At 73.0% G+C, this 18,682-nt stretch carries 18 protein-coding genes; 9 read left to right on the top strand and 9 right to left on the bottom strand.

Annotation, left to right across the window (positions count from 1 at the left end):
• Positions 1-55: 55 nt before the first annotated feature.
• The 3 genes from hemQ to H4W81_RS05630 are packed head-to-tail and all read right to left on the bottom strand — an operon-like array spanning position 56 to position 2,840.
• The gene (gene hemQ / locus H4W81_RS05640) at positions 56-757 is read right to left on the bottom strand and encodes a hydrogen peroxide-dependent heme synthase (RefSeq protein WP_192773791.1); all 702 of its coding nucleotides are present in this window, start codon (positions 755-757) and stop codon (positions 56-58) included.
• A 4-nt stretch (positions 758-761) separates the two neighbouring features.
• The gene (gene hemG / locus H4W81_RS05635; RefSeq protein ID WP_318781541.1) at positions 762-2,174 is read right to left on the bottom strand and encodes a protoporphyrinogen oxidase; all 1,413 of its coding nucleotides are present in this window, start codon (positions 2,172-2,174) and stop codon (positions 762-764) included.
• 36 nt (positions 2,175-2,210) lie between these two features.
• Entirely contained in the window at positions 2,211-2,840 is a 630-nt protein-coding gene (locus H4W81_RS05630; RefSeq protein WP_192773790.1) for a class I SAM-dependent methyltransferase, read from the bottom strand.
• A 145-nt stretch (positions 2,841-2,985) separates the two neighbouring features.
• Here H4W81_RS05630 and H4W81_RS05625 point away from each other — a divergent pair, with 145 nt between their 5' ends.
• On the top strand, positions 2,986-4,035 hold the full coding sequence (locus H4W81_RS05625) for a DUF4349 domain-containing protein (protein WP_192773789.1): 1,050 nt from the start codon (positions 2,986-2,988) through the stop codon (positions 4,033-4,035).
• Positions 4,036-4,081: 46 nt separating this feature from the next.
• Complete coding sequence (locus tag H4W81_RS05620) at positions 4,082-4,267, top strand: sulfite exporter TauE/SafE family protein (RefSeq protein WP_192773788.1); 186 nt, start codon at positions 4,082-4,084, stop codon at positions 4,265-4,267.
• A gap of 4 nt (positions 4,268-4,271) precedes the next feature.
• On the opposite strand, the gene hemE is transcribed toward H4W81_RS05620, so the two are convergent.
• Positions 4,272-5,294, bottom strand: a complete 1,023-nt coding sequence (gene hemE, locus H4W81_RS05615) for a uroporphyrinogen decarboxylase (protein ID WP_192773787.1) — start codon at positions 5,292-5,294, stop codon at positions 4,272-4,274.
• Positions 5,295-5,903: 609 nt separating this feature from the next.
• Here hemE and H4W81_RS05610 point away from each other — a divergent pair.
• The 5 genes from H4W81_RS05610 (at position 5,904) to H4W81_RS05590 (ending at position 10,933) form a co-directional block, all read left to right on the top strand.
• Complete coding sequence (locus H4W81_RS05610; RefSeq protein WP_192773786.1) at positions 5,904-6,497, top strand: DUF3000 domain-containing protein; 594 nt, start codon at positions 5,904-5,906, stop codon at positions 6,495-6,497.
• Positions 6,494-7,735, top strand: a complete 1,242-nt coding sequence (locus tag H4W81_RS05605; RefSeq protein ID WP_192773785.1) for an HRDC domain-containing protein — start codon at positions 6,494-6,496, stop codon at positions 7,733-7,735. Before H4W81_RS05610 ends, H4W81_RS05605 begins: the two co-directional genes overlap by 4 nt.
• A 71-nt stretch (positions 7,736-7,806) precedes the next feature.
• Entirely contained in the window at positions 7,807-8,946 is a 1,140-nt protein-coding gene (locus H4W81_RS05600; RefSeq protein ID WP_192773784.1) for a Gfo/Idh/MocA family protein, read from the top strand.
• Entirely contained in the window at positions 8,943-10,106 is a 1,164-nt protein-coding gene (locus H4W81_RS05595; protein WP_192773783.1) for a dihydrodipicolinate synthase family protein, read from the top strand. Before H4W81_RS05600 ends, H4W81_RS05595 begins: the two co-directional genes overlap by 4 nt.
• Complete coding sequence (locus H4W81_RS05590) at positions 10,103-10,933, top strand: sugar phosphate isomerase/epimerase family protein (RefSeq protein WP_192773782.1); 831 nt, start codon at positions 10,103-10,105, stop codon at positions 10,931-10,933. The genes H4W81_RS05595 and H4W81_RS05590 overlap by 4 nt, the downstream gene beginning before the upstream one ends.
• Before the next feature lie 167 nt (positions 10,934-11,100).
• On the opposite strand, the gene H4W81_RS05585 is transcribed toward H4W81_RS05590, so the two are convergent.
• From H4W81_RS05585 to H4W81_RS49160, 5 genes are all read right to left on the bottom strand, one after another.
• Positions 11,101-13,755 carry a PEP/pyruvate-binding domain-containing protein gene (locus H4W81_RS05585; RefSeq protein ID WP_192773781.1) on the bottom strand — a complete coding sequence of 885 codons (2,655 nt, stop codon included), beginning with the start codon at positions 13,753-13,755 and terminating at the stop codon, positions 11,101-11,103.
• A gap of 152 nt (positions 13,756-13,907) precedes the next feature.
• Positions 13,908-14,696, bottom strand: coding sequence for a sugar phosphate isomerase/epimerase family protein (locus H4W81_RS05580; protein WP_192773780.1), 789 nt, complete (start codon positions 14,694-14,696; stop codon positions 13,908-13,910).
• Positions 14,697-15,692: a LacI family DNA-binding transcriptional regulator gene (locus H4W81_RS05575; RefSeq protein ID WP_192773779.1), complete on the bottom strand. Its 996-nt coding sequence runs from the start codon at positions 15,690-15,692 to the stop codon at positions 14,697-14,699.
• A 120-nt stretch (positions 15,693-15,812) separates the two neighbouring features.
• Positions 15,813-16,799, bottom strand: a complete 987-nt coding sequence (locus H4W81_RS05570; RefSeq protein WP_192773778.1) for a dihydrolipoyllysine-residue succinyltransferase component of 2-oxoglutarate dehydrogenase complex — start codon at positions 16,797-16,799, stop codon at positions 15,813-15,815.
• Positions 16,800-16,870: 71 nt separating this feature from the next.
• Positions 16,871-17,554: an FAD-dependent monooxygenase gene (locus tag H4W81_RS49160; RefSeq protein ID WP_192773777.1), complete on the bottom strand. Its 684-nt coding sequence runs from the start codon at positions 17,552-17,554 to the stop codon at positions 16,871-16,873.
• Between the two features lie 4 nt (positions 17,555-17,558).
• Here H4W81_RS49160 and H4W81_RS05560 point away from each other — a divergent pair, with 4 nt between their 5' ends.
• Positions 17,559-17,885, top strand: a complete 327-nt coding sequence (locus H4W81_RS05560; RefSeq protein ID WP_192773776.1) for an ArsR/SmtB family transcription factor — start codon at positions 17,559-17,561, stop codon at positions 17,883-17,885.
• A gap of 36 nt (positions 17,886-17,921) precedes the next feature.
• On the top strand, positions 17,922-18,656 hold the full coding sequence (locus H4W81_RS05555; RefSeq protein ID WP_192773775.1) for a hypothetical protein: 735 nt from the start codon (positions 17,922-17,924) through the stop codon (positions 18,654-18,656).
• The last annotated feature ends 26 nt before the right edge of the window (positions 18,657-18,682 follow it).

Genomic DNA, 18,682 nt, shown 5'->3' with positions numbered 1-18,682 from the left:
GATTTACCTGATTATGGCAAAGGACGGCGGATCAGGCGCGGGAGATCACACATTGTCAGGGAAGGGCGGCGATCAGCTCCCCGACCGGCTTGCGGACGCCGGTGTAGAACGGCACCTCGATCCTGGTGTGCCTCCTGGCCTCGGCCCCGCGCAGGTGGCGCATGAGGTCGACGATCCGGTGCAGCTCGTCGGCCTCGAAGGCGAGCATCCACTCGAAGTCGTTGAGCGCGAAGCAGGCCACCGTGTTGGACCTGACGTCGGGGTACTCGCGCGCCATCATCCCGTGCTCGGCCAGCATCCTGCGCCGCTCGCCGTCGTCGAGCAGGTACCACTCGAGGGAGCGCACGAAGGGATAGACGCACACGAACCCCCTGGGCTCCTCCTCCGCCAGGAAGGCGGGGACGTGCGACTTGTTGAACTCCGCCGGCCGGTGCAGCGCCATCGCCGACCACACGGGGGTGCTCAGCCTGCCCAGCGTGGTGCGCCGGAACCTGGAGTAGACGTCCTGCAGGTCCTCGGCCGAGGGCGCGTGCCACCAGAACATGTAGTCGGCGTCGGCGCGGAAGCCGCCCACGTCGTAGCAGCCGCGCGTCACCACGTCCTTGCCGGCCGCCTGCTCCAGCAGTTCGCCGACCTCGTCGGCCATGCCCTCGCGGTTGCTCGGGCACTGCTCGGTGGTCTTGAACACCGACCACATCGTGTAGCGGATCACCTGGTTCAGGTCGCGAGCCTTGGGCCGCTGGGTCGCCTCTGTCATGTTCTCATTCTCCCTGCGTGGCCAGGTGGTCCAGAATCCGGGCGGCGGCGGTGCGGGCGGTGGAGACGCACGCGGGCACGCCGAGGCCGTCGTAGGCGGCGCCGCAGACCGCCAGCGCCGGCTCGACGGCGACGGCCGCGCGGGCGCGCGCGACCCGGTCGAGGTGGCCGACGTTGTACTGCGGCAGCGAGCCGCCCCAGCGGCTGACCCGCGAGTCGAGCGGCAGCCCGCGCACCCCCATGACCTCGCTCATCTCGGCCATCGCGATCGCGACCAGCTCGGCGTCGTCGCGCTGGAGCAGCTGTTCCTCGCCGATGCGGCCGATCGAGCAGCGCACCAGGAGCACCGAGGGGTCTGACTCGGTCAGGTGCGGCCACTTGACCGAGCTGAACGTCGCCGCCTTCACCTTCCGGCCCTCCACCGGCGGCACCAGGTAACCGCTGCCGGTGGGCGGCGAGGGGAAGGCCGTGACCGGGTAGGCGAGCGTGACGATGGCCATGCTGGAGTACTCGATCCTGGCCAGCTCGGCCGCCGCCTTCGGCACCTCGTCCTTCAGCAGCCTGGCCGAGGCGGTGGCGGGCGTGGCGATGATCACCGCGTCGGCCGTCACGATCTCGGGACGCGGGACCGGCCCCGTGACCAGCTGCCAGCCGTCCGGCGTGCGGCGCAGCTCGCGGACCGTCAGCCCGGTCCTGATGTCGGCCCCCGACGCCTTGGCCACGGCCTCGGGCAGGCTGCCGAGCCCGCCGCGCAGGCTGGTGAAGACCGGGCCTGCGTCCTTGGGCGTCTCGCTCACGATCTCGCGCACGGCGCCGAGCAGCGAGCGCTCCGAGCGCGCCGCGGCGGCGATGCGCGGCATCGTCGCCTCCAGCGACAGCATGTCGGAGCGGCCCGCGTAGACGCCGCCGAGCAGCGGCTCGACCAGCCGCTCGACGACCTCGGAGCCCATGCGGGCGCGGATGTAGGAGGCGACGGAGACGTCGCTGCGCACCAGCGTGGCGGGCAGCACCTGGTCGAGGGGCACCCTGAGCAGCCCGCCCGGCGAGATGAGGCCCGACCGGGCCAGCTCGGCCAGGTCGCCCGGCACGCCCATGACCTGGCCCTTGGGCATCGCCCGCAGCGCGCCCCTGGAGTAGATGCCCGCCTGGGTGGTGCCGGGGGCGACCAGGTCGTCGCCCATGCCGACCGCCCTGGCCAGGTCCTTGCCCTCGGGCCGCCTGGCCAGCATCGACTCGGCGCCCTCGTCGACGCTGAAGCCCGCGACCTCGCTGGCCTGGAGCTTGCCGCCGATCCTGGGGCTCGATTCGAGGACGGTCACCCGAACCCGCTGGCCGCCGCCCTGCCTGAGGAACCACGCCGCGGCGAGACCCGAGATCCCGCCGCCGACGATCACTACCTGCCGTCGATTCCCTTCCACGTCTCCAGACGCTATCGCCTCACCGGCCTGGGCCGGTTACCGGAGCCGGTAGGAGCTGACGGCGTAGGGCCGTCCCCCGTCGTGTTCGACCTGCTCGTCCCTTCTCACCAGCAGCGGGTCGCCGTCCAGGAAGCGGTGCAGGCGGCGCGCCTCGGGCCACGGGTGCACCAGCACCAGCGTGCCGCCCGGTGACAGGAACGAGCGCAGCCGTTCGGAGGCGAGGCGCAGCCGGTCGTCCCTGCCCACGTAGTAGAGCGTCTCCGCGCAGACGACCAGGTCGAAGCGCCCGCCCGGGTCCTGGTTCAGGAAGTCCAGCCGCGCGAACCGCGCCCTGCCCCGCGCCTTGGCCGCGGCCCGGTGGACGGCGCGTTCGGAGACGTCGACGCCGAGCACGTCCGCCGCCGGGTGGGCCGCGGCCGCCAGCAGGGTGAAGGTCCCCTCGCTGCAACCCACGTCGAGGATCCTGTCGTAGGAGTCGCCCTCGACGTGCGCGAGCGTGGCGGCGTACTTGCGCGCCTCGTAGGGGTCGACGGCGTGCCGCCACGGGTCGGGGGTGCGGTGGAACCACTCGAAGTAGTGCCGGAGGAAGCGGCCCTGCCCTCTGGCGGGCAGCAGCGACATCGATCTGAAGAAGGTCCTGTGAAGCCTGTCCGGAAGCGAGCGCATGATCCCAGCCTGCGTCACGAGATCGTGGCGCTCCTCGTACCCGAGGATGACTTCGCGCCCCTTCTTCAGGCCGGTGTGATCGACCGGACTGCCGAACGTGACACCTTCGTGACCGCATCGGGCGGTTGGTAGCCGTCTCAAGGATATGAGCAGATTCCGGTACGGCATCGCGTTGACGGCGGCGGGCGCCGCGCTCTTCCTGTCGGCCTGTGGGGGCGGCGAGCGGACCGCCTCCGCCCCCCAGGCGGTCTCCGCCGCCGCGGCCCCCAGCCCGGCGAGGGAGTCGGCCGAGACGGGAGCGGGGACCGGCGAGCCGGGCCAGGCCGCACAGGTCAAGATCGCGCCCGAGCAGCGGTCGGTCATCTACGTGTCGCGGCTGACGGTCCGCGCCAAGGACGTCACCAAGGCGGCCGACCAGGCCAAGCAACTGGTCACCGGGGCGGGCGGCTACCTGGCGAGCGAGGAGTCCGACGCCTCCGGCGGCGGCGAGGGCAGCTCCACGCTGGTCTTCAAGATCCCGCCCGCCGCCTACCCGCAGGTGCTCGACAAGCTCGGCAAGCAACTCGGCCAGCGCGAGTCCCTGCAGCAGAACACCACTGACGTGACCGAGGAGGTGGCCGACGTCGCCAGCCGGCTGAAGTCGGCCGAGCAGGCGCTGGCGGCCATGCGCGCGCTGCTGTCCAAGGCCGACACCGTGGGGCAGGTGATCGAGGTCGAGCGCGAGATCGCCGCGCGCGAGGCCGAGCTGGAGTCGCTGCAGGCCAGGCAGAAGGCCCTGGCCTCGCAGGTGGCGATGGCGACGCTCACGCTGCGGCTGATCGGTCCTGTGGCGGAGGTGGCCGAGCCCTCCGACGAGCCCGCGGGATTCCTCGGCGGGCTGAAGGCGGGCTGGTCGGCGCTGGTCGGCTTCGTGAAGGTGGCGCTGACCGTGATCGGCGTGCTGCTGCCGTGGCTGGTCGTCATCGTGCCGCTGGCCGTCGGCATCCTGGTCCTGGTACGGCGGAGCAACGCCCGCCGTCCCGCGCCGCCGCGAGCATGGGCGCCTCCCGCGCCCGTCGCCCACGGCGCGCCCTCCCGCCCGCAGCCCGAGGGCGCGCCGTCCCGTCCGCAGCCCGAGGGCGCGCCGTCCCGTGCTCAGTCCGGGGAGGCGCCGTCCCGTCCTCGGTCCGAGGACGAGGGCGCCCCTTCCGCCTGACGCCCGCCGCCCGCACGGACAGCGCCCCAACCTGGGCGCGCTGCTGGTGTTCGCCGCGCACGGCCAGGTCTTCTGGCGGCTCGGGCTCGGCATGGCCGCCTGCAACGTGTTCGGCGCCCGCCTCGGCACCCGTACGGCGCTGAGCAGGGGCGCGGCCTTCATCAGGGCGACCCTGCTGTGCGTGGTGGCCGCCCTGATCGTCAAGCTCTGCCTGGCCCAGCTGCGCCTCTGAGGCGTCAGCGGAAGGAGTGGACCAGGTCGGTGAGTCGGCGCAGCTGGTCGGGGTCGGTGTTCGGCAGCACCCCGTGGCCGAGGTTGAAGACGTGGCCCTCGGCCGACCGCCCGATCTCGAGGACGCGCCGCGCCCTGGGCTCGACGGCCTCCCACGGGGCCAGCAGGATCGCGGGGTCGAGGTTGCCCTGGAGCGCCTTGCCCGGCCCGACGCGGCGCGCGGCCTCGTCGAGCGGAACCCGCCAGTCGACGCCCACCACGTCGGCGCCCGCCTCGCCGAGCACGCCGAGCAGCTCGCCCGTGCCGACCCCGAAGTGGATGCGCGGCACGTCGGGCACCGCCGCGAAGATGCGCTCCGTGTACGGCAGGACGAACTCGCGGTAGTCGTCGGGCGCGACCGCCCCCACCCATGAGTCGAACAGCTGGATCGCCGAGGCGCCCGCGTCGATCTGCACGCGCAGGTGCTCGATCACGATGCCGGTCAGGCGGTCCATGAGCGCGTGCCACAGCGCGGGCTCGCCGTACATCATGGCCTTGGTGTGGTCGTGGTTCTTGGAGGGGCCGCCCTCGATGAGGTAGGAGGCCAGCGTGAACGGCGCGCCGGCGAACCCGATCAGCGGCGTCGCGCCCAGCTCGCCCACCAGGCTGGTGATGGCCTCGCTGACGTAGGGCACGTCGCCCGGCTCCAGCGGGCGCAGCGCCTCGAGGCCGGCCCTGTCGCGGATCGGGTCGGCGATGACCGGGCCCACGCCAGGCTTGATGTCGAGGTCGACGCCGATGGCCTTGAGCGGCACGACGATGTCGCTGAAGAAGATGGCCGCGTCGACGCCGTAGCGGCGCACCGGCTGCATGGTGATCTCGACGATGAGGTCGGGCGTCGCGCACGCCGTGAGCATGGGCACGCCCTCGCGCACCTTGAGGTATTCGGGCAGCGATCGACCCGCCTGACGCATGTACCAGACCGGGGTGTGGTCGACGGGCTGGCGGCGGCAGGCGCGCAGGAACGCGGAGTCGGCGAGATTCACCATTCAAGGGTGCCACGCGATGGTGGTGGTCGCTCCACCGGCGGTTATCCGAAACATACGCACGCGGGGGCTAAAGTCACGATCAGGAGTCGATGAAGTGGTTTAGCGCGGTTCATCCCTTTAGTTCGGGCCTGTCGTCCGGACCGGGCCCCGAGCTTCGCGCCGCACAGGTACAGTTCATCTCACGGTCAGCCCCGAATCCCCTCTCGACTGGACCAAATGTTCGCCAATCCACCGCGCGTCATCGATTACCGCCTCACTTTCAGGACACGCCGAGCGCGTTGCGCGGAATTGTCATCGCGGCATGCCAACGTCGGAGCCACGTCCGCGAAGAAAGGCTCCGTACCGATGACCGCGTTGTGGAGTTCCCCCGAGCGCCGCAGTGAGCACTGCCCCTCATGCGCAGGTGAGAGGCCGTTCGAGCAGCCGCCATGCATGGAGGGGCACGAGGCGTGCCCCGAGTGGGCGTGCCTCGAGTGCGGTCACGCGCTGCTCGCCGGTCCCTTCGAGCCTGCGCAGTCAGACTCGAGCCCGCTGTCGGTCGCGGCTTGATCGGCCCAGATGAGCACCCCCGTGGTCCCCATGCGACCCCCCTCGACCTACGCTTCGGCTATGACCCTCGGTGACTCGCCGCAGGCCCCCGCCGCCTTCAGACGGGCGGTCGAGAGCCTGCGCATGGCCGAGGTCAGGCCGGAGATCGAGCTGGAGGACCTGCCCGCTCCGCAGCGGCTCGCACCCTTCTCGGCCGCCATCGGCGCCTCCGTCTACCGCGACGACGAGGAGCTGGCGGTCGGCCGGCTGATCCTGCTGTTCGACCCCGAAGGACAGCGCGGCTGGGAGGGCCAGTTCCGCCTCGTCGCCTACGTCAGGGCCGACATGGAGCCGGAGATCACCTCCGACCCGATGCTCGGGCCCGTGGTGTGGAGCTGGCTGACCGAGGCCCTCGACTCCCGCGAGGCGGGCTACTCGGCGGCGGGCGGCACGGTGACGCGGGCGGTCTCCGAGGGCTTCGGCGACAAGGCCGACGACCCGGTCTCCACCGAGCTGGAGCTGCGCGCGTCGTGGTCTCCCTCGCAGGAGGACCTCTCCGGCCATGTCGCCGCCTGGTGCGACCTGATGTGCCTGGCGGCCGGCATCCCACCGCTCCCACCCGACGTGGCCACGATGCCGCGCCGTCGCGAAGATCCGGAGTCCACCAGGCCGTGACCGAAAGCAGTGACAGCACCACCCAGGACGTCGTCCCCCTCCTCGAACCGAGGGAGGGAATCCCGCCGGTCATCACCTCGAGGGAGGGGCTCGACGCCACAGTCGAGGCGTTCGCCAAGGGCAGTGGCCCCGTGGCCGTCGACGCCGAGCGCGCCTCGGGCTACCGCTACGGCGGCCGCGCCTACCTGGTGCAGCTCCGCCGGGCGGGCGCGGGCAGCGCGCTGATCGACCCGATCGCCTGCACCGACCTGTCGGAGCTCGACGCGGCCGTCGCCGACGCCGAGATCGTCCTGCACGCCGCCTCCCAGGACCTGCCGTGCCTGGCCGAGGTGGGGTTCAGGCCGCGCAGGATGTTCGACACCGAGCTGGCCGGCCGGCTGCTCGGCTACGAGCGGGTCGGCCTGGGCACGATGGTCGAGACCGTCCTCGGGCTGCGCCTCGAGAAGGGGCACTCGGCGGCCGACTGGTCGACCAGGCCGCTGCCCGAAGACTGGCTCCGCTACGCCGCGCTCGACGTCGAGGTGCTGATCGAGCTGCGCGACGTGCTCCACGCCGAGCTGGTCGCCAGCGGCAAGCTGGCCTGGGCGGAGGAGGAGTTCGCCGCGATCCTGGCCACCCCGCCGGCGCCGCCGAGGTCCGACCCGTGGCGGCGCACCTCGGGCATCCACAAGGTGCGCAACGTGCGGGCGCTGGCGATCGTCCGCGAGCTGTGGACGATGCGCGACCAGATCGCCCGCGACGGCGACATCGCACCGGGCCGCGTGCTGCCCGACACCGCGATCATCACCGCCGCGCTCGAGATGCCGCGCACCAAGAAGGCGCTGACCGACATCACCGCCTTCACCGGCAGGTCCGCCAGGCGCCACATGGGGGCCTGGCTCGACGCCGTCCACCGGGCCCGCACGCTCGCCGACTCCGAGCTGCCCGCGCCCAGCACGCCAGGAGACGGGCCGCCGCCGGCCAACCGCTGGCCCGACCGCGATCCCGCCGCCGCCAAGCGGCTGGCCGCCGCCCGCGCGGTGGTCGCCGCGCTGGCCGACGAGCACCGCATGCCCACTGAGAACCTCCTGCAGCCCGAGGCGGTGCGCAGGCTCACCTGGGAGCCGCCGGCCGAGATCAGCGACGAGAGCGTCGCCGAGCGGCTGCGCTCGCTCGGCGCGCGCGAGTGGCAGATCGGCCTCACCGCCCACCCGCTGGCCAAGGCGCTCGACAGACTGGAGACCAAGGGCATCCTCTAGGCCGCTTGACGGCCCGGCTCTCGCGGCCTTACGGTCTCCTGGAAAGCGCTTTCCCCACTAGGAGAGGTCACATGAGCGTGCGCACCATCAGCGTCGTGATGAACGGCGTCACCGGTCGGATGGGCTACCGCCAGCATCTGGTCCGGTCGGTCCTGGCCATCAACGAGCAGGGCGGCGTGACGCTCTCCGACGGCGGCAGGGTCGTCCTGCGTCCGATCCTCGTGGGCCGCAGCGAGGCCAAGCTCGCCGACCTGGCCGCCAGGCACGACATCGCCGACTACACCACCGACCTCGACGCGGCGCTCGAGCAGGCCGACGTCTACTTCGACGCCCAGGTCACGCAGGCGCGGGTGAAGTCGGTGCTGAAGGCGATCGAGGCGGGCAAGCACGTCTACGCGGAGAAGCCCACCGCCGAGACCGTGCAGGAGGCGGTGGCGCTCGCCGAGGCGGCCAAGGCCAAGGGGATCAAGAACGGCGTCGTGCAGGACAAGCTGTTCCTGCCGGGTCTGCTCAAGCTGAAGCGGCTGATCGACGGCGGCTTCTTCGGCCGCATCCTGTCGGTGCGCGGCGAGTTCGGCTACTGGGTCTTCGAGGGCGACTGGCAGAGCGCGCAGCGCCCCTCGTGGAACTACCGCGCGGCCGACGGCGGTGGCATCATCCTCGACATGTTCCCGCACTGGCACTACGTGCTGGAGAACCTGTTCGGCCAGGTGGAGTCGGTCTACGCCAAGGCCGTCACGCACATTCCCACCCGGGTGGACGAGCAGGGCAGGACCTACGAGGCCACCGCCGACGACGCCGCCTACGGCATCTTCGAGCTGTCCGGCGGGATCATCGCGCAGATCAACTCCTCGTGGGCCGTCAGGGTGAACCGCGACGAGCTGGTGGAGTTCCAGGTGGACGGCACGCACGGCAGCGCCGTCGCCGGCCTGCGCAACTGCCGCGTGCAGAGCCGCGCCACCACCCCCAAGCCCGTGTGGAACCCCGACCTGCCCGTCACCGCGCGCTTCCGCGACGACTGGCAGGAGGTGCCCGACAACGCCGACTTCGACAACGGCTTCAAGACGCAGTGGGAGCTGTTCGTCAGGCACGTCGTGGAAGACGCCCCCTTCCCCTACGACTTCGCCTCCGGCGCGCGCGGCGTACGGCTGGCCGAGCTCGGCCTGCGCAGCTCGGCGGAGGGCCGCAGGATCGCGGTGGAGGAGCTGTGAGGATCGATCTCCCCTCGGGGCCTTACGCCCTCGCCGAGCCGGTCGTGTGGCCGGTCGTCGAGCGGCCCGCCACCAGCCGCGTCGTCTACGCGGCCGCGCACGTGGTCGCCGACCCGCTGGGCGACAACACCCCCGGCGCCCCCGCGGCCGTCGACTGGGAGGCGACGCTGCGCTTCAGGCGCCACCTGTGGTCCCACGGCCTGCGCGTCGCCGATGCCATGGACACCGCGCAGCGCAACATGGGCCTCGACTGGGCCGCCACCCGCTCGCTGATCAGGCGCAGCGCCGATGAGGCCCGCTCCTTCGGCGACCCCGCCGAACTGGTGGCCTGCGGCGCGGGCACCGACCACGCGCCGGACGCCGCCACCCTCGACGACATCACCGCCGCCTACGCCGAGCAGATCGAGACCGTGCGCGACGCGGGCGCGGGCGTGATCGTGATGGCCTCCCGGCAGCTGGCCCGCGTCGCCGAGGGTCCCGCCGACTACCACCGGGTGTACGGCAAGCTGTTCGGCGTGGCCGGCCGCCCGGTGATCCTGCACTGGCTGGGCGAGATGTTCGACCCCCAGCTGGCCGGCTACTGGGGATCGCGCGACGTCTCGCGGGCCACCGAGTCCTTCCTCGAACTCGTCCACGCCCACGCCCCGATGATCGACGGCGTCAAGGTGTCCCTGCTGGACGAGGCGCACGAGGTGGCGCTCCGCGCCGCGCTGCCCGAGGGCGTCAAGCTCTACACCGGCGACGACTTCAACTACCCGTCGCTGATCAGGACGGGCTCGCACGCGCTGCTCGGCATCTTCGACGCGATCGCGCCCGCCGCGGCCGCCGCCCTGCAGGTGCTCGACTCGGCGGAGGCCGCCTGCACCGAGGAGGCCCGCGACCGGCTGCTGGCCTACTACGACGAGATCCTCGCCCCGACGGTGCCGCTGTCGCGCAAGATCTTCGAGACGCCCACCTACAACTACAAGACCGGCATCGTCTTCCTGGCCTGGCTCAACGGCCACCAGGACGCCTTCGCCATGGTCAACGGCGCGCAGGCGGCCAGGTCGCTGCCGCACCTGTGCGAGGTGTTCAGGCTGGCCGACCAGGCGGGCCTGCTGGCCGACCAGGAGCTGGCCGTCCACCGGATGAGGTCGTTGCTGGCGGTGAACGGGCTGTGAAGCCGGCGCTCAACCAGTGGACCACCAAGCGGTGGACGGTGGCCGAGGCCGTCGACGGCTGCGTGCGGCACGGTCTCGAGGCGATCGGGCTGTGGCGGCAGGAGGTCGCCGCCCAGGGCCTGGCCGAGTCGGCGAGGCTGGTGCGCGACGCGGGCCTGCGGGTGTCGTCGCTGTGCAGGGGCGGCTTCCTGACCAGCGGCTCGAAGGAGGCGCTCGACGACAACCTGCGGGCGATCGACGACGCCGCCGAGCTCGGCGCGGCCTGCCTGGTGATGGTCGTCGGCGGCCTGCCCGGCGTCCCGGCGGGCCGGGCCCCCGCGGAGGGCTTCTCCCGCGATCTGGCGGGGGCGCGCGCCAGGGTGGCCGAGGCGCTGTCGGTGCTGGCGCCCTACGCGGGCGAGCGGGGGGTACGGCTGGCGCTGGAGCCGCTGCATCCGATGTACTGCGCCGACCGGGCCGTGCTCTCGACCCTCGGCCAGGCGCTCGACCTGGCCGAGCCGTACCCTTCCTCGCAGGTGGGGGTGGTCGTCGACACCTTCCACGTGTGGTGGGACCCCACGGTGTTCGAGCAGATCGCGCGGGCGGGCGATCGCATCGCCTCCTACCAGGTGTGCGACTTCCTGCAGCCGCTGCCGGCTGACGTGCTGCTCGGCAGGGGGATGATGGGCGACGGGGTGATCGACTTCGCGCCGCTCACCCAGGCGGTGCTGAAGGCCGGGTACACCGGCGACATCGAGGTGGAGATCTTCAACGCCGACGTGTGGGCCGCCGATCCCGACACGGTGCTGACGACGATGAAGGAGCGCTTCGCCGCCCTCATCGCCTGACGGCCTCCCGGGCGCCCACCTCGGCGCCCGGGAAACCGCGTCTTCACCGGCGACCTCAGGCAGATGAGGGTGCGCCGCTCCGGCGTGAGGCGGTGGCCGCGTCCTTACAGGAGGTGGCGTGACAGGAGGTGGCGTGCGGCGACGCGGATGCGGGCGTTCTCGCGGTTTCAGTCGGCGATCGAGACGATGCCGCCCGAGCCGTCCACCGTGATCGTCGCTCCGGTGACGATGCGGTGCGTGGCGTCGGCCACCCCGACCACCGCGGGGATCCCGTACTCCCTGGCCACCACCGCGCCATGCGACATCGAGCCGCCCATCTCCATCACCAGCCCGCCCGCCGTCAGGAACAGCGGCGTCCAGCCGGGGTCGGTGGACGGCGCGACGAGGATCTCGCCGGGCTCCAGGTGCGCGCCGACCGGGTCGAGCACCACTCTGGCGGTCCCGGTGACCGTGCCCGCCGACGCGGGGGTGCCGGTCAGCGCGCCCTCCGCCGCCGCGGCCCTGACGGCCAGCGCCTCGGGCTCGGTGCCGTCCGACAGCAGCATCCTCGGCACGTGGCGGCGGCGCACCTCCTGCTCGTACGCGGCCCTCCGCGCGGCCACCAGCTCCCGCAGCGAGCCGCCCGCCAGCGCCTGGCGCGTCTCGCGCAGGTCGAGGAAGTAGACGTCCTCGGCGCGGTCCAGCACGTCCTTGGCCACCAGCTCCTCCCCCACGACGCGCATGCTGCGCCGCACCGCCGCCAGCACCTCGACCGCGTAGTACTTCGGCAGCTCGCGCAGGCCGGCGAGCATCCTGGTCCTGCGCAGCCCGAACGCCGCCAGCCGGCCGCGCAGCCGGCCCTTCGCCCCGGCCATGGCGACGATGGTCCGCACGGCCCGCTCGGCCTCCTCGGCCCCCCTGGCGAACATCGCGTCGGGGGCGAGGTCCTCGCCGTCGAGGCGCAGGTAGTTGGCCAGCACGCCGAGGATGTGCGCGGGCTCGTCGGACCAGCGCGGCATGCCGAGGTCGATCTCCGCGACGCCGCGGTGGCCGTACCTGGCCAGGAAGCGCTCGACCGCCTGCTGGGCCCTGAGCTCGCCGCGCTCGTAGACGTCGGCGAGCTCCCGCGCCTGCGCGGTCCTGAACTGCCGGGCCGACTCGGGGTCGGCGGCGATGTCCTTGGCCAGGTGCCACAACTCGAGGTCCATCTCGGTGGTCGGGTTGTTCGGCAGGCTGCGCAGGACGGCCTGCAGCTGCTCGCCCTTCGCGCCCGACAGCTTGCCCGCCAGGCCCAGACCCGCGTATCCGGTGATGGCGACCGGCATGATCGACACGATCGTCGGGAACGTGCCGCGCAGCACCCGCTCGGCGTGGTCGAGCCGCTGCTCGGCGGTGGCGCCCGGGCTGATCGCCAGCCTGGTCTCGAGCTCCTCGCCCAGGCGCCTGGTGAAGGCGAGCGCCGCCCGCGGCCTGGCCAGGGCGAGGGCCAGGCGCTTGGGCGCGCCGATGCGGCCCGCCGCCCGCATCGCCGTACGGATGAAGGGGCGCATCGAGGTGCTGGTGACGGAGAGCCTGGGATCCACGGCGAGCTGCTGGAAGATCACCCCCGCGCGGGCCTCGCCGACGGCGAGCAGCCGCGGCAGGATCGCCCGGCCCGCCCTGCTCCGGACGGCGGGCGTGATGTCGAGGAACAGCCGACGCCCCGCCTCGGCCATGATGGGCGCTCCGGCGAGCCGGTCGGCGGGCGGGAAGCCGCACACCGCCGCCGCGCCCGCGCTCACCAGCTTGAAGGCCGCCATCCCCATCGGGGTGAACGGGCGCATGACGCCCTGGGCGACGTTGACCGAGAAGTAGACGCGCAGGCCGTCCCTGGTGGTCTCGGGCAGGGGGTAGAGGGTGGTGATCGGCCTGGCCTGGGTGAGCCAGAGCGTGCCGTCCGCGTCGATCGCCCACTCGGTGTCCTGCGGGGCCCCGTAGTGGTCCGCCACCTTCGCGCCCAGCGCCGCCAGCGCGCGCACCTGCTCGTCGGTGACGCACGGCTCGTCGGAGGAGGTCTCGACCCGCTCGGTGCCGCCTCCCGGGCGCGAGCGGATCGCCAGGCGCTTGTCGCCCGGCCTGCGCTCGCTGATCCGCATGCTCGCCAGGTCGACGACGAATCTGTCGGGATTGACCGCCCCCGACACCACCGCCTCGCCGAGCCCCGGGGCGGCGTCGATGACGGCCTCGCGGCGGCGGCCCGTCACCGGGTTCGCGGTGAACATCACGCCCGCCACCTCGGCCTCGACCATCCGCTGCAGCACGACCGCGAGCCGCACCGCCGCGTGGTCGATCCCGTTGGAGGCGCGGTAGGCCACCGCCCGGTCGGTCCAGAGCGAGGCCCAGCAGCGGCGCACGGCGTCCTGCACCGCCTCGGCGCCGACGACGTTGAGGTAGGTGTCCTGCTGGCCGGCGAAGCTCGCGTACGGCAGGTCCTCCGCCGTCGCCGACGACCGCACCGCCACCGGCGCGTCGGCACCGAGCCGGGCGTAACACTCGGTGATCGCGTCGCGCACCTCGTCGGGGATGGGCGCCTCCAGCAGCAGCGCTCTCGCCCTGCCGGCCAGTCCGGCCAGCGCCGCGGTGTCCTGCGCGGCCGTCGCCGTCAGCTCGGCGATGACCTCCTTCAGGCCCGCGCCCTCGGCCACCCGGTGATAGGCCTCGGTGGTGAGGCAGCAACCGGGGGGCACGGGCAGGCCCGCTCTGGTCAGCTCGCCCAGATTGGCCGCCTTTCCGCCGACCTCGGCGAGCATCGCCGCGTCGATGTCGCCGAACCCGAGTGCGAGCGATTCGCCTGCGGTCTTCATCGGGCGTTCCCCTTGCCGTCGGTCGTGCTTCTCACCCTGTTCGTCAGAGTGTGCAGCGCGCGACGGCAGGAAGGAATGCCTTCAGAGGAAAAAATTCATCAAGTGATGAACTTCTGTCCTCACCAGCAACCCCGGCCGCTCCGTGCGGGCGGTCAGGCGGCGGTGGCGGAGGCGAAGCGCCGCACCCACGCGGCCGCGCCGGGCAGGATCTCGGCGACCGGGGCCACCTGCGGGTACCAGGTGCGCTCCCACTCCAGGGACACCCAGCCGTCGTAGCCGTGCGACCTCAGCAGCTCGCCCGCCTCCTCCAGCGGCACGGCGCCCGCCCCCATGGGCACGGGCGTGGTGTCCGTGGCCGACACGGCGTCCTTCACCTGGACGTAGGCCAGGTGGGGGGCCAGCGCCGCCAGGGTCTCGGCGGGCGGCTCCCCGTTGCGCCACGGGTGCAGGAGGTCCCAGAGGGCGACGGCGACGCCGGGCCTGCCAGTCTCCTCCAGCAGGCGGGCGACGGCCGCGCCGGTGGGCATCTGGTCGTGGGTCTCGACGAACACGCGCACTCCCAGCGCGGCGGCCTCGTCGGCGACGGCGCGCAGGCGGCGGGCGCCGACGAGGGGATCGGCGCCGCGCGGGAAGACCCGCACGCCCGGCGCCTCGAGATCGGCCGCCAGCCGGAGATCGGCCAGCAGCGCGCGGATGGCAGCCGCGTCCTCCACCTTTTGATCACATATACCGACATATCCGGCTAGAGCGGCGATGCTGAGGCCCGCGTCGGCGATCTGCCGCCGCACCGCCCCGCGCTCCTCCGCCGGCAACCCCGCGTGCACGCCCGTGTCGGGGTGCAGCCGCAGTTCCAGCCCTTCGCACGCGCCTTCCACCGCGATCGAGATCGACGACGTCAGGTCCTCCCCCGGCATCCCCAGAGTGCTGACCGCGAGCCTCACCTATGCCTCCACTGCTCGGACGCTCTCACGCATGACCACCTCACCGCTCACCTGCTCCACCCGCACCCCTTCACCGACATCGAGCGCCATGGTCAGCGCCCTCGCGCCCATGTCGGCCAGCGGCAGCCGTACCGTGGTGAGGGCGGGCACGTGGTCGCGCAGGGTCGTGATGTCGTCGAACCCGGCCACCGACACGTCCTGCGGCACCCTGATCCCCCTGTCGCGGTAGGAGGCCAGCGCGCCGACCGCCATCACGTCGTTGACCGCGAACACGCAGGTCGCCTCGCCCGTCATGGCGGCCGCCCGGTAGCCGCCGTCGCGGTCGAAGGGCCCGTGGAGCACCAGCGGCTCGGGCAGGCCGAGCTCGGCCAGCGCGCCGGTGAACCCCGCGCACCTGTCGGCGGCGGTCAGCAGTCCAGGAGGCCCCGCGAGGACGGCGAAGCGGGTGTGGCCGAGCGCGGCCAGGGACCTGGCCAGGTCGGCGGCCCCCGCGCGGTTGGCCGGGGCGACGGTGTCGACGTCGAGGAGGTCCTGGCCGACGCAGGCCACCCTGCCGCCGCTGGCGAGGTAGCGGCCGAGCTCCTCGCGCAGCCTCCTGGTGACGTGCGGGTCGTCGACCCTGGATCCGGCCAGCAGGACGGCCCGCACCCGCTGCGCGTTGAGCGAGGCGACGTAGGCGATCTCCTGCTCGGGGTCGCGGTGCGTGGTGCCGACCATGACCAGCAGGCCCTCGGCGGCGGCCACCCGCATGGCCCCGTCGGCCAGCGCGGCGAAGTAGGGGTCGGTGAGGTCGTGGACGACGATGCCGATGACCTTGCTGGCGCCCCTGGCGAGCGTCTGGGCCGCGAAGTTGGTGCGGTAACCCAGCTCGGCCGCGGCCTGCTCGACCCTCGCCCGCAGGGAGGCGCCCACCTGGCGGGTGCTGCCGTTCAGCACGCGCGAGGCGGTGGCGAGCGAGACGCCCGCCTGCCTGGCGACGTCCTCCAACGTGACCATGAGCCCTCCCGGAAAGCGATTTCCCAGTCTGTCAGACCGGCGGCCTTCGCGCGATCGTACGGGAACGACGACGGCAGCCGCCCTCCCCCTCGGGGACGGCGGCTGCCGGTGAAGGGCTGGTCAGCCGAAGAGCCAGTCCAGGAGTCCGCCTCCCCTGTCCGGCTCCTTGGCGGGCGGCTGCTGGGTGGGGGCGGGAGCGGGCTGTTCCGTGGCGGCGGGAGGGGCCTCGGTGTTCCTGGTGGACGACGGGGCCTCGGTGGTCGCCGCCGTCTCGGGCTCGGACCTCGACGTCTGGTCCTTGCCGGTGTCGTCCTTGAGCGAGCGCACCGGCGTGGCGCGCGGCTTGGAGGTGGCCGGGGCGACGGCGCGGCTCACCGTCGGCCTGGGCGAGGGCGTCCTGGTCGGCCGGACCTGGGCGGGCGGCTCGGGGGTCTCGCTGACCGTCGCGGACGCCTCAGGCGTCTGGGACGGGTCGAGCGGCGGCTCCACCACGGAGTCCGCGTCGGTCTCCTCAACCGGCGTGTCGGTGACCGGGGGCGCCACGGAACGGCTGGAGACGCACGCTCCCGCCGCGCAGGAGTCGCCGCCCGAGCCGGTCAGCATCCAGCCGCCCGCCGCGCCGATCACGACCACGGCCGCCGCGCCGGCCAGCAGGAGCCTGGTCCGCCTGCGCACCTCACGCTCGGGCGCGCTGCTGTCCTCCGTCCAGCCCGCGCCGAGGAAGCCCCGGGGGGAGGAGTCGCCGGCGACGTCGTAGCTCTGGTCGAGCGGCAGGTACTGCGCCTCGGTGTCGGGCACGTCCATCGCGACCACGGGCGGCGCGTCCAGGACCGTCACGAGCGGGACGTCGTCGGGGACGACGGTCTCGGCCGGGCCGGAGGCGACGAGGAGGTCGCCGGGGACCTCGGGCGGCGCGGGTGGAGCGGGCGGCGCCTGCGGGGCGGGCGAAGCGGCGGCCGGGGCGGGCGCGGGCGCCTGGGAAGGCGCCGGCGGCTCCTCCTCCACGACGACGGCGGGCTGCTCGTCGGTGTCGGCCGAGTCAGGGGTCCAGCGGTCCGACAGCACGTCCCCGGTCATATCGGGCCTGTCGTTCTCGTCGCGCGCCACGGTGAACCTCTCTAGTGCTTACTTGATCGCGCACCTTCCTAACAGAATCCACCACTTTTTGTCCGGATATTTCACAAGTTCCAGCGATCTAGTGCTCCAGACAGGGACGCGGCCCCTGCCGCCGAGGTCCACGCCACGTACCCGTCCGGCCTGATCAGCAGGGCTTCGTAGGGGCTGTCGGCCTTCCCCCTGACCACCTCGACCCGCGAGCCGACGATCGCGACCAGGTCGTCCCTGCCCGCCAGGTCGAGGAAGAGCGACCGCCCCTTCGCCAGCAGCTCGACCAGCGTGACCGGTCCCGCCTCCGTGCCGACGGCGAGGTCGGGAGCCATCCAGCCGGCGCCGGGCACCCCGACGTCGTAGACGGTGTCCACGCCGCTGATCAGGCCGCTGAGATAGGCGTTGACCTGGTCGAAGCGCATCAGCTCGGCGAACAGCTCGCGCAGCGGGTCCATGCGCGGGTCGGGGTCGGCCAGCGCGTTCTGGGCCCGCACGTTCCACAGCACCTTCGCCGCCACCGGGTGCCGCTCGGCGTGGTAGGTGTCGAGCAGGCCGGCCGGCGCCCGTCCCTTCACCTGCGCGGCCAGCTTCCAGCCCAGGTTGAAGGCGTCCTCGAGGCCGGTGTTGAGCCCCTGCCCGCCCCAGGGGAAGTGGACGTGCGCGGCGTCGCCCGCCAGCAGCACCCGGCCGCGGCGGTAGGTCTCGGCCTGCAGCGCGGCGTCGCCGTATCTGGTCAGGCTGCGCGGCTCGGACATCGGGATGGGGAAGCCCGCGACGGCGCTTCACCCCACGAGGGAGCAGATCCAGCTGGTCGAGGTCCTGGCCGCGCTCGGCCACCCCGTGCGGGCCCAGATCGTCCGCACGCTCTCGGCGCAGCCGCCCGGCACGGAGATGTTCTGCGGTTCGGTCCTGCCGGACGTCCCCAAGTCCACGCTGACCAACCACTGGCGGGTGCTGAGAGAGGCAGGGGTGATCGTCCAGCGGCCGGAGGGCCGCAAGCTCTTCATCACGCTGCGCCGCGACGACCTCGACGTCCGCTTCCCCGGCCTGCTCGACCTGGTGGTCCAGGAATCCCACGCGATGTGAACGAAGCGGGAGCCCGCGGCGGCCATGATGGCCGGCATGGCTACCCCCCTTCCCGGCGCGGACGTCATCGCAGGCCTGCGCGCCCACGCCCGGTCGGCGCGGCGCCTGGCCGTGGCCGTGCTCGTCGCCTCGATCGCCTCGCTCGCCACGGCGCAGATGCTGGCCGAGCGGGCGCCGACCAGGGAGGGCACGCGGCCCTTCGCATGGCTGGCGCTGGCCGTGCTCGCGCTGGCCGTCCCGGCCATGGCGCTGACGCAGGCGGTCTGGGGCGCGCGCTCGCGCGCGGTGCGGCTGCGCGAGCAGGCCCTCTACGCCAGGCCCTCGTCCGGGCCGCGGCACGCGGCCTGCAGGCTCGGGGTGGCCGCGGGCTGGGCGCTGACACTGCTGCTCGGCTTCACGGTGCCGCGCCTGTTCATGGAGTCCGCGCTGTACGGCCTGGCGGGCGCGACGAGCCAGGCGATCGAGGTCGTGGCGCTGGCGGGCTTCGCGGCAGGGGTGTTCTTCGCGATCTGGTGGACCCGTGACGCCCTGGTGCACAGGACCGCCTCCCCCAGCGACCCATGGGACCCGGGGCGCCAGGAGCGCGGCGGGGAGCGCCGCGCGGCGTGGGCGGGGGCGGCGACGGCCACCTTCGCGCTGGTGGCGGCCCGCGCCCACCTGTGGGAGCCGGGCACGTGGCTGCTGTACGCGCTGTTCGGCGTGACACTCGCCTGTCTCCTGGCGGCCTGGGCGGGAGCCCGGCGACAGGGAGTACTAGTTACTCATGAGTAGCATAGGGGGCGAATCAGTCCTGCAAC

It is taken from the genome of Nonomuraea africana, from assembly GCF_014873535.1.
Lineage (GTDB): Bacteria > Actinomycetota > Actinomycetes > Streptosporangiales > Streptosporangiaceae > Nonomuraea > Nonomuraea africana.
This window is presented reverse-complemented; position numbering and strand designations above follow the sequence as displayed.

Bases quoted from the DNA above. Each gene is read 5' to 3' on its own strand.
- hemQ (WP_192773791.1), bottom strand. From the start codon at position 757: ATGACAGAGGCGACCCAGCGGCCCAAGGCTCGCGACCTGAACCAGGTG.
- H4W81_RS05630 (WP_192773790.1), bottom strand. From the start codon at position 2,840: ATGCGCTCGCTTCCGGACAGGCTTCACAGGACCTTCTTCAGATCGATG.
- H4W81_RS05625 (WP_192773789.1), top strand. From the start codon at position 2,986: ATGAGCAGATTCCGGTACGGCATCGCGTTGACGGCGGCGGGCGCCGCG.
- hemE (WP_192773787.1), bottom strand. From the start codon at position 5,294: ATGGTGAATCTCGCCGACTCCGCGTTCCTGCGCGCCTGCCGCCGCCAG.
- H4W81_RS05610 (WP_192773786.1), top strand. From the start codon at position 5,904: ATGACCCTCGGTGACTCGCCGCAGGCCCCCGCCGCCTTCAGACGGGCG.
- H4W81_RS05600 (WP_192773784.1), top strand. From the start codon at position 7,807: ATGAGCGTGCGCACCATCAGCGTCGTGATGAACGGCGTCACCGGTCGG.
- H4W81_RS05585 (WP_192773781.1), bottom strand. From the start codon at position 13,755: ATGAAGACCGCAGGCGAATCGCTCGCACTCGGGTTCGGCGACATCGAC.
- H4W81_RS05575 (WP_192773779.1), bottom strand. From the start codon at position 15,692: ATGGTCACGTTGGAGGACGTCGCCAGGCAGGCGGGCGTCTCGCTCGCC.
- H4W81_RS49160 (WP_192773777.1), bottom strand. From the start codon at position 17,554: ATGTCCGAGCCGCGCAGCCTGACCAGATACGGCGACGCCGCGCTGCAG.
- H4W81_RS05560 (WP_192773776.1), top strand. From the start codon at position 17,559: ATGGGGAAGCCCGCGACGGCGCTTCACCCCACGAGGGAGCAGATCCAG.
- H4W81_RS05555 (WP_192773775.1), top strand. From the start codon at position 17,922: ATGGCTACCCCCCTTCCCGGCGCGGACGTCATCGCAGGCCTGCGCGCC.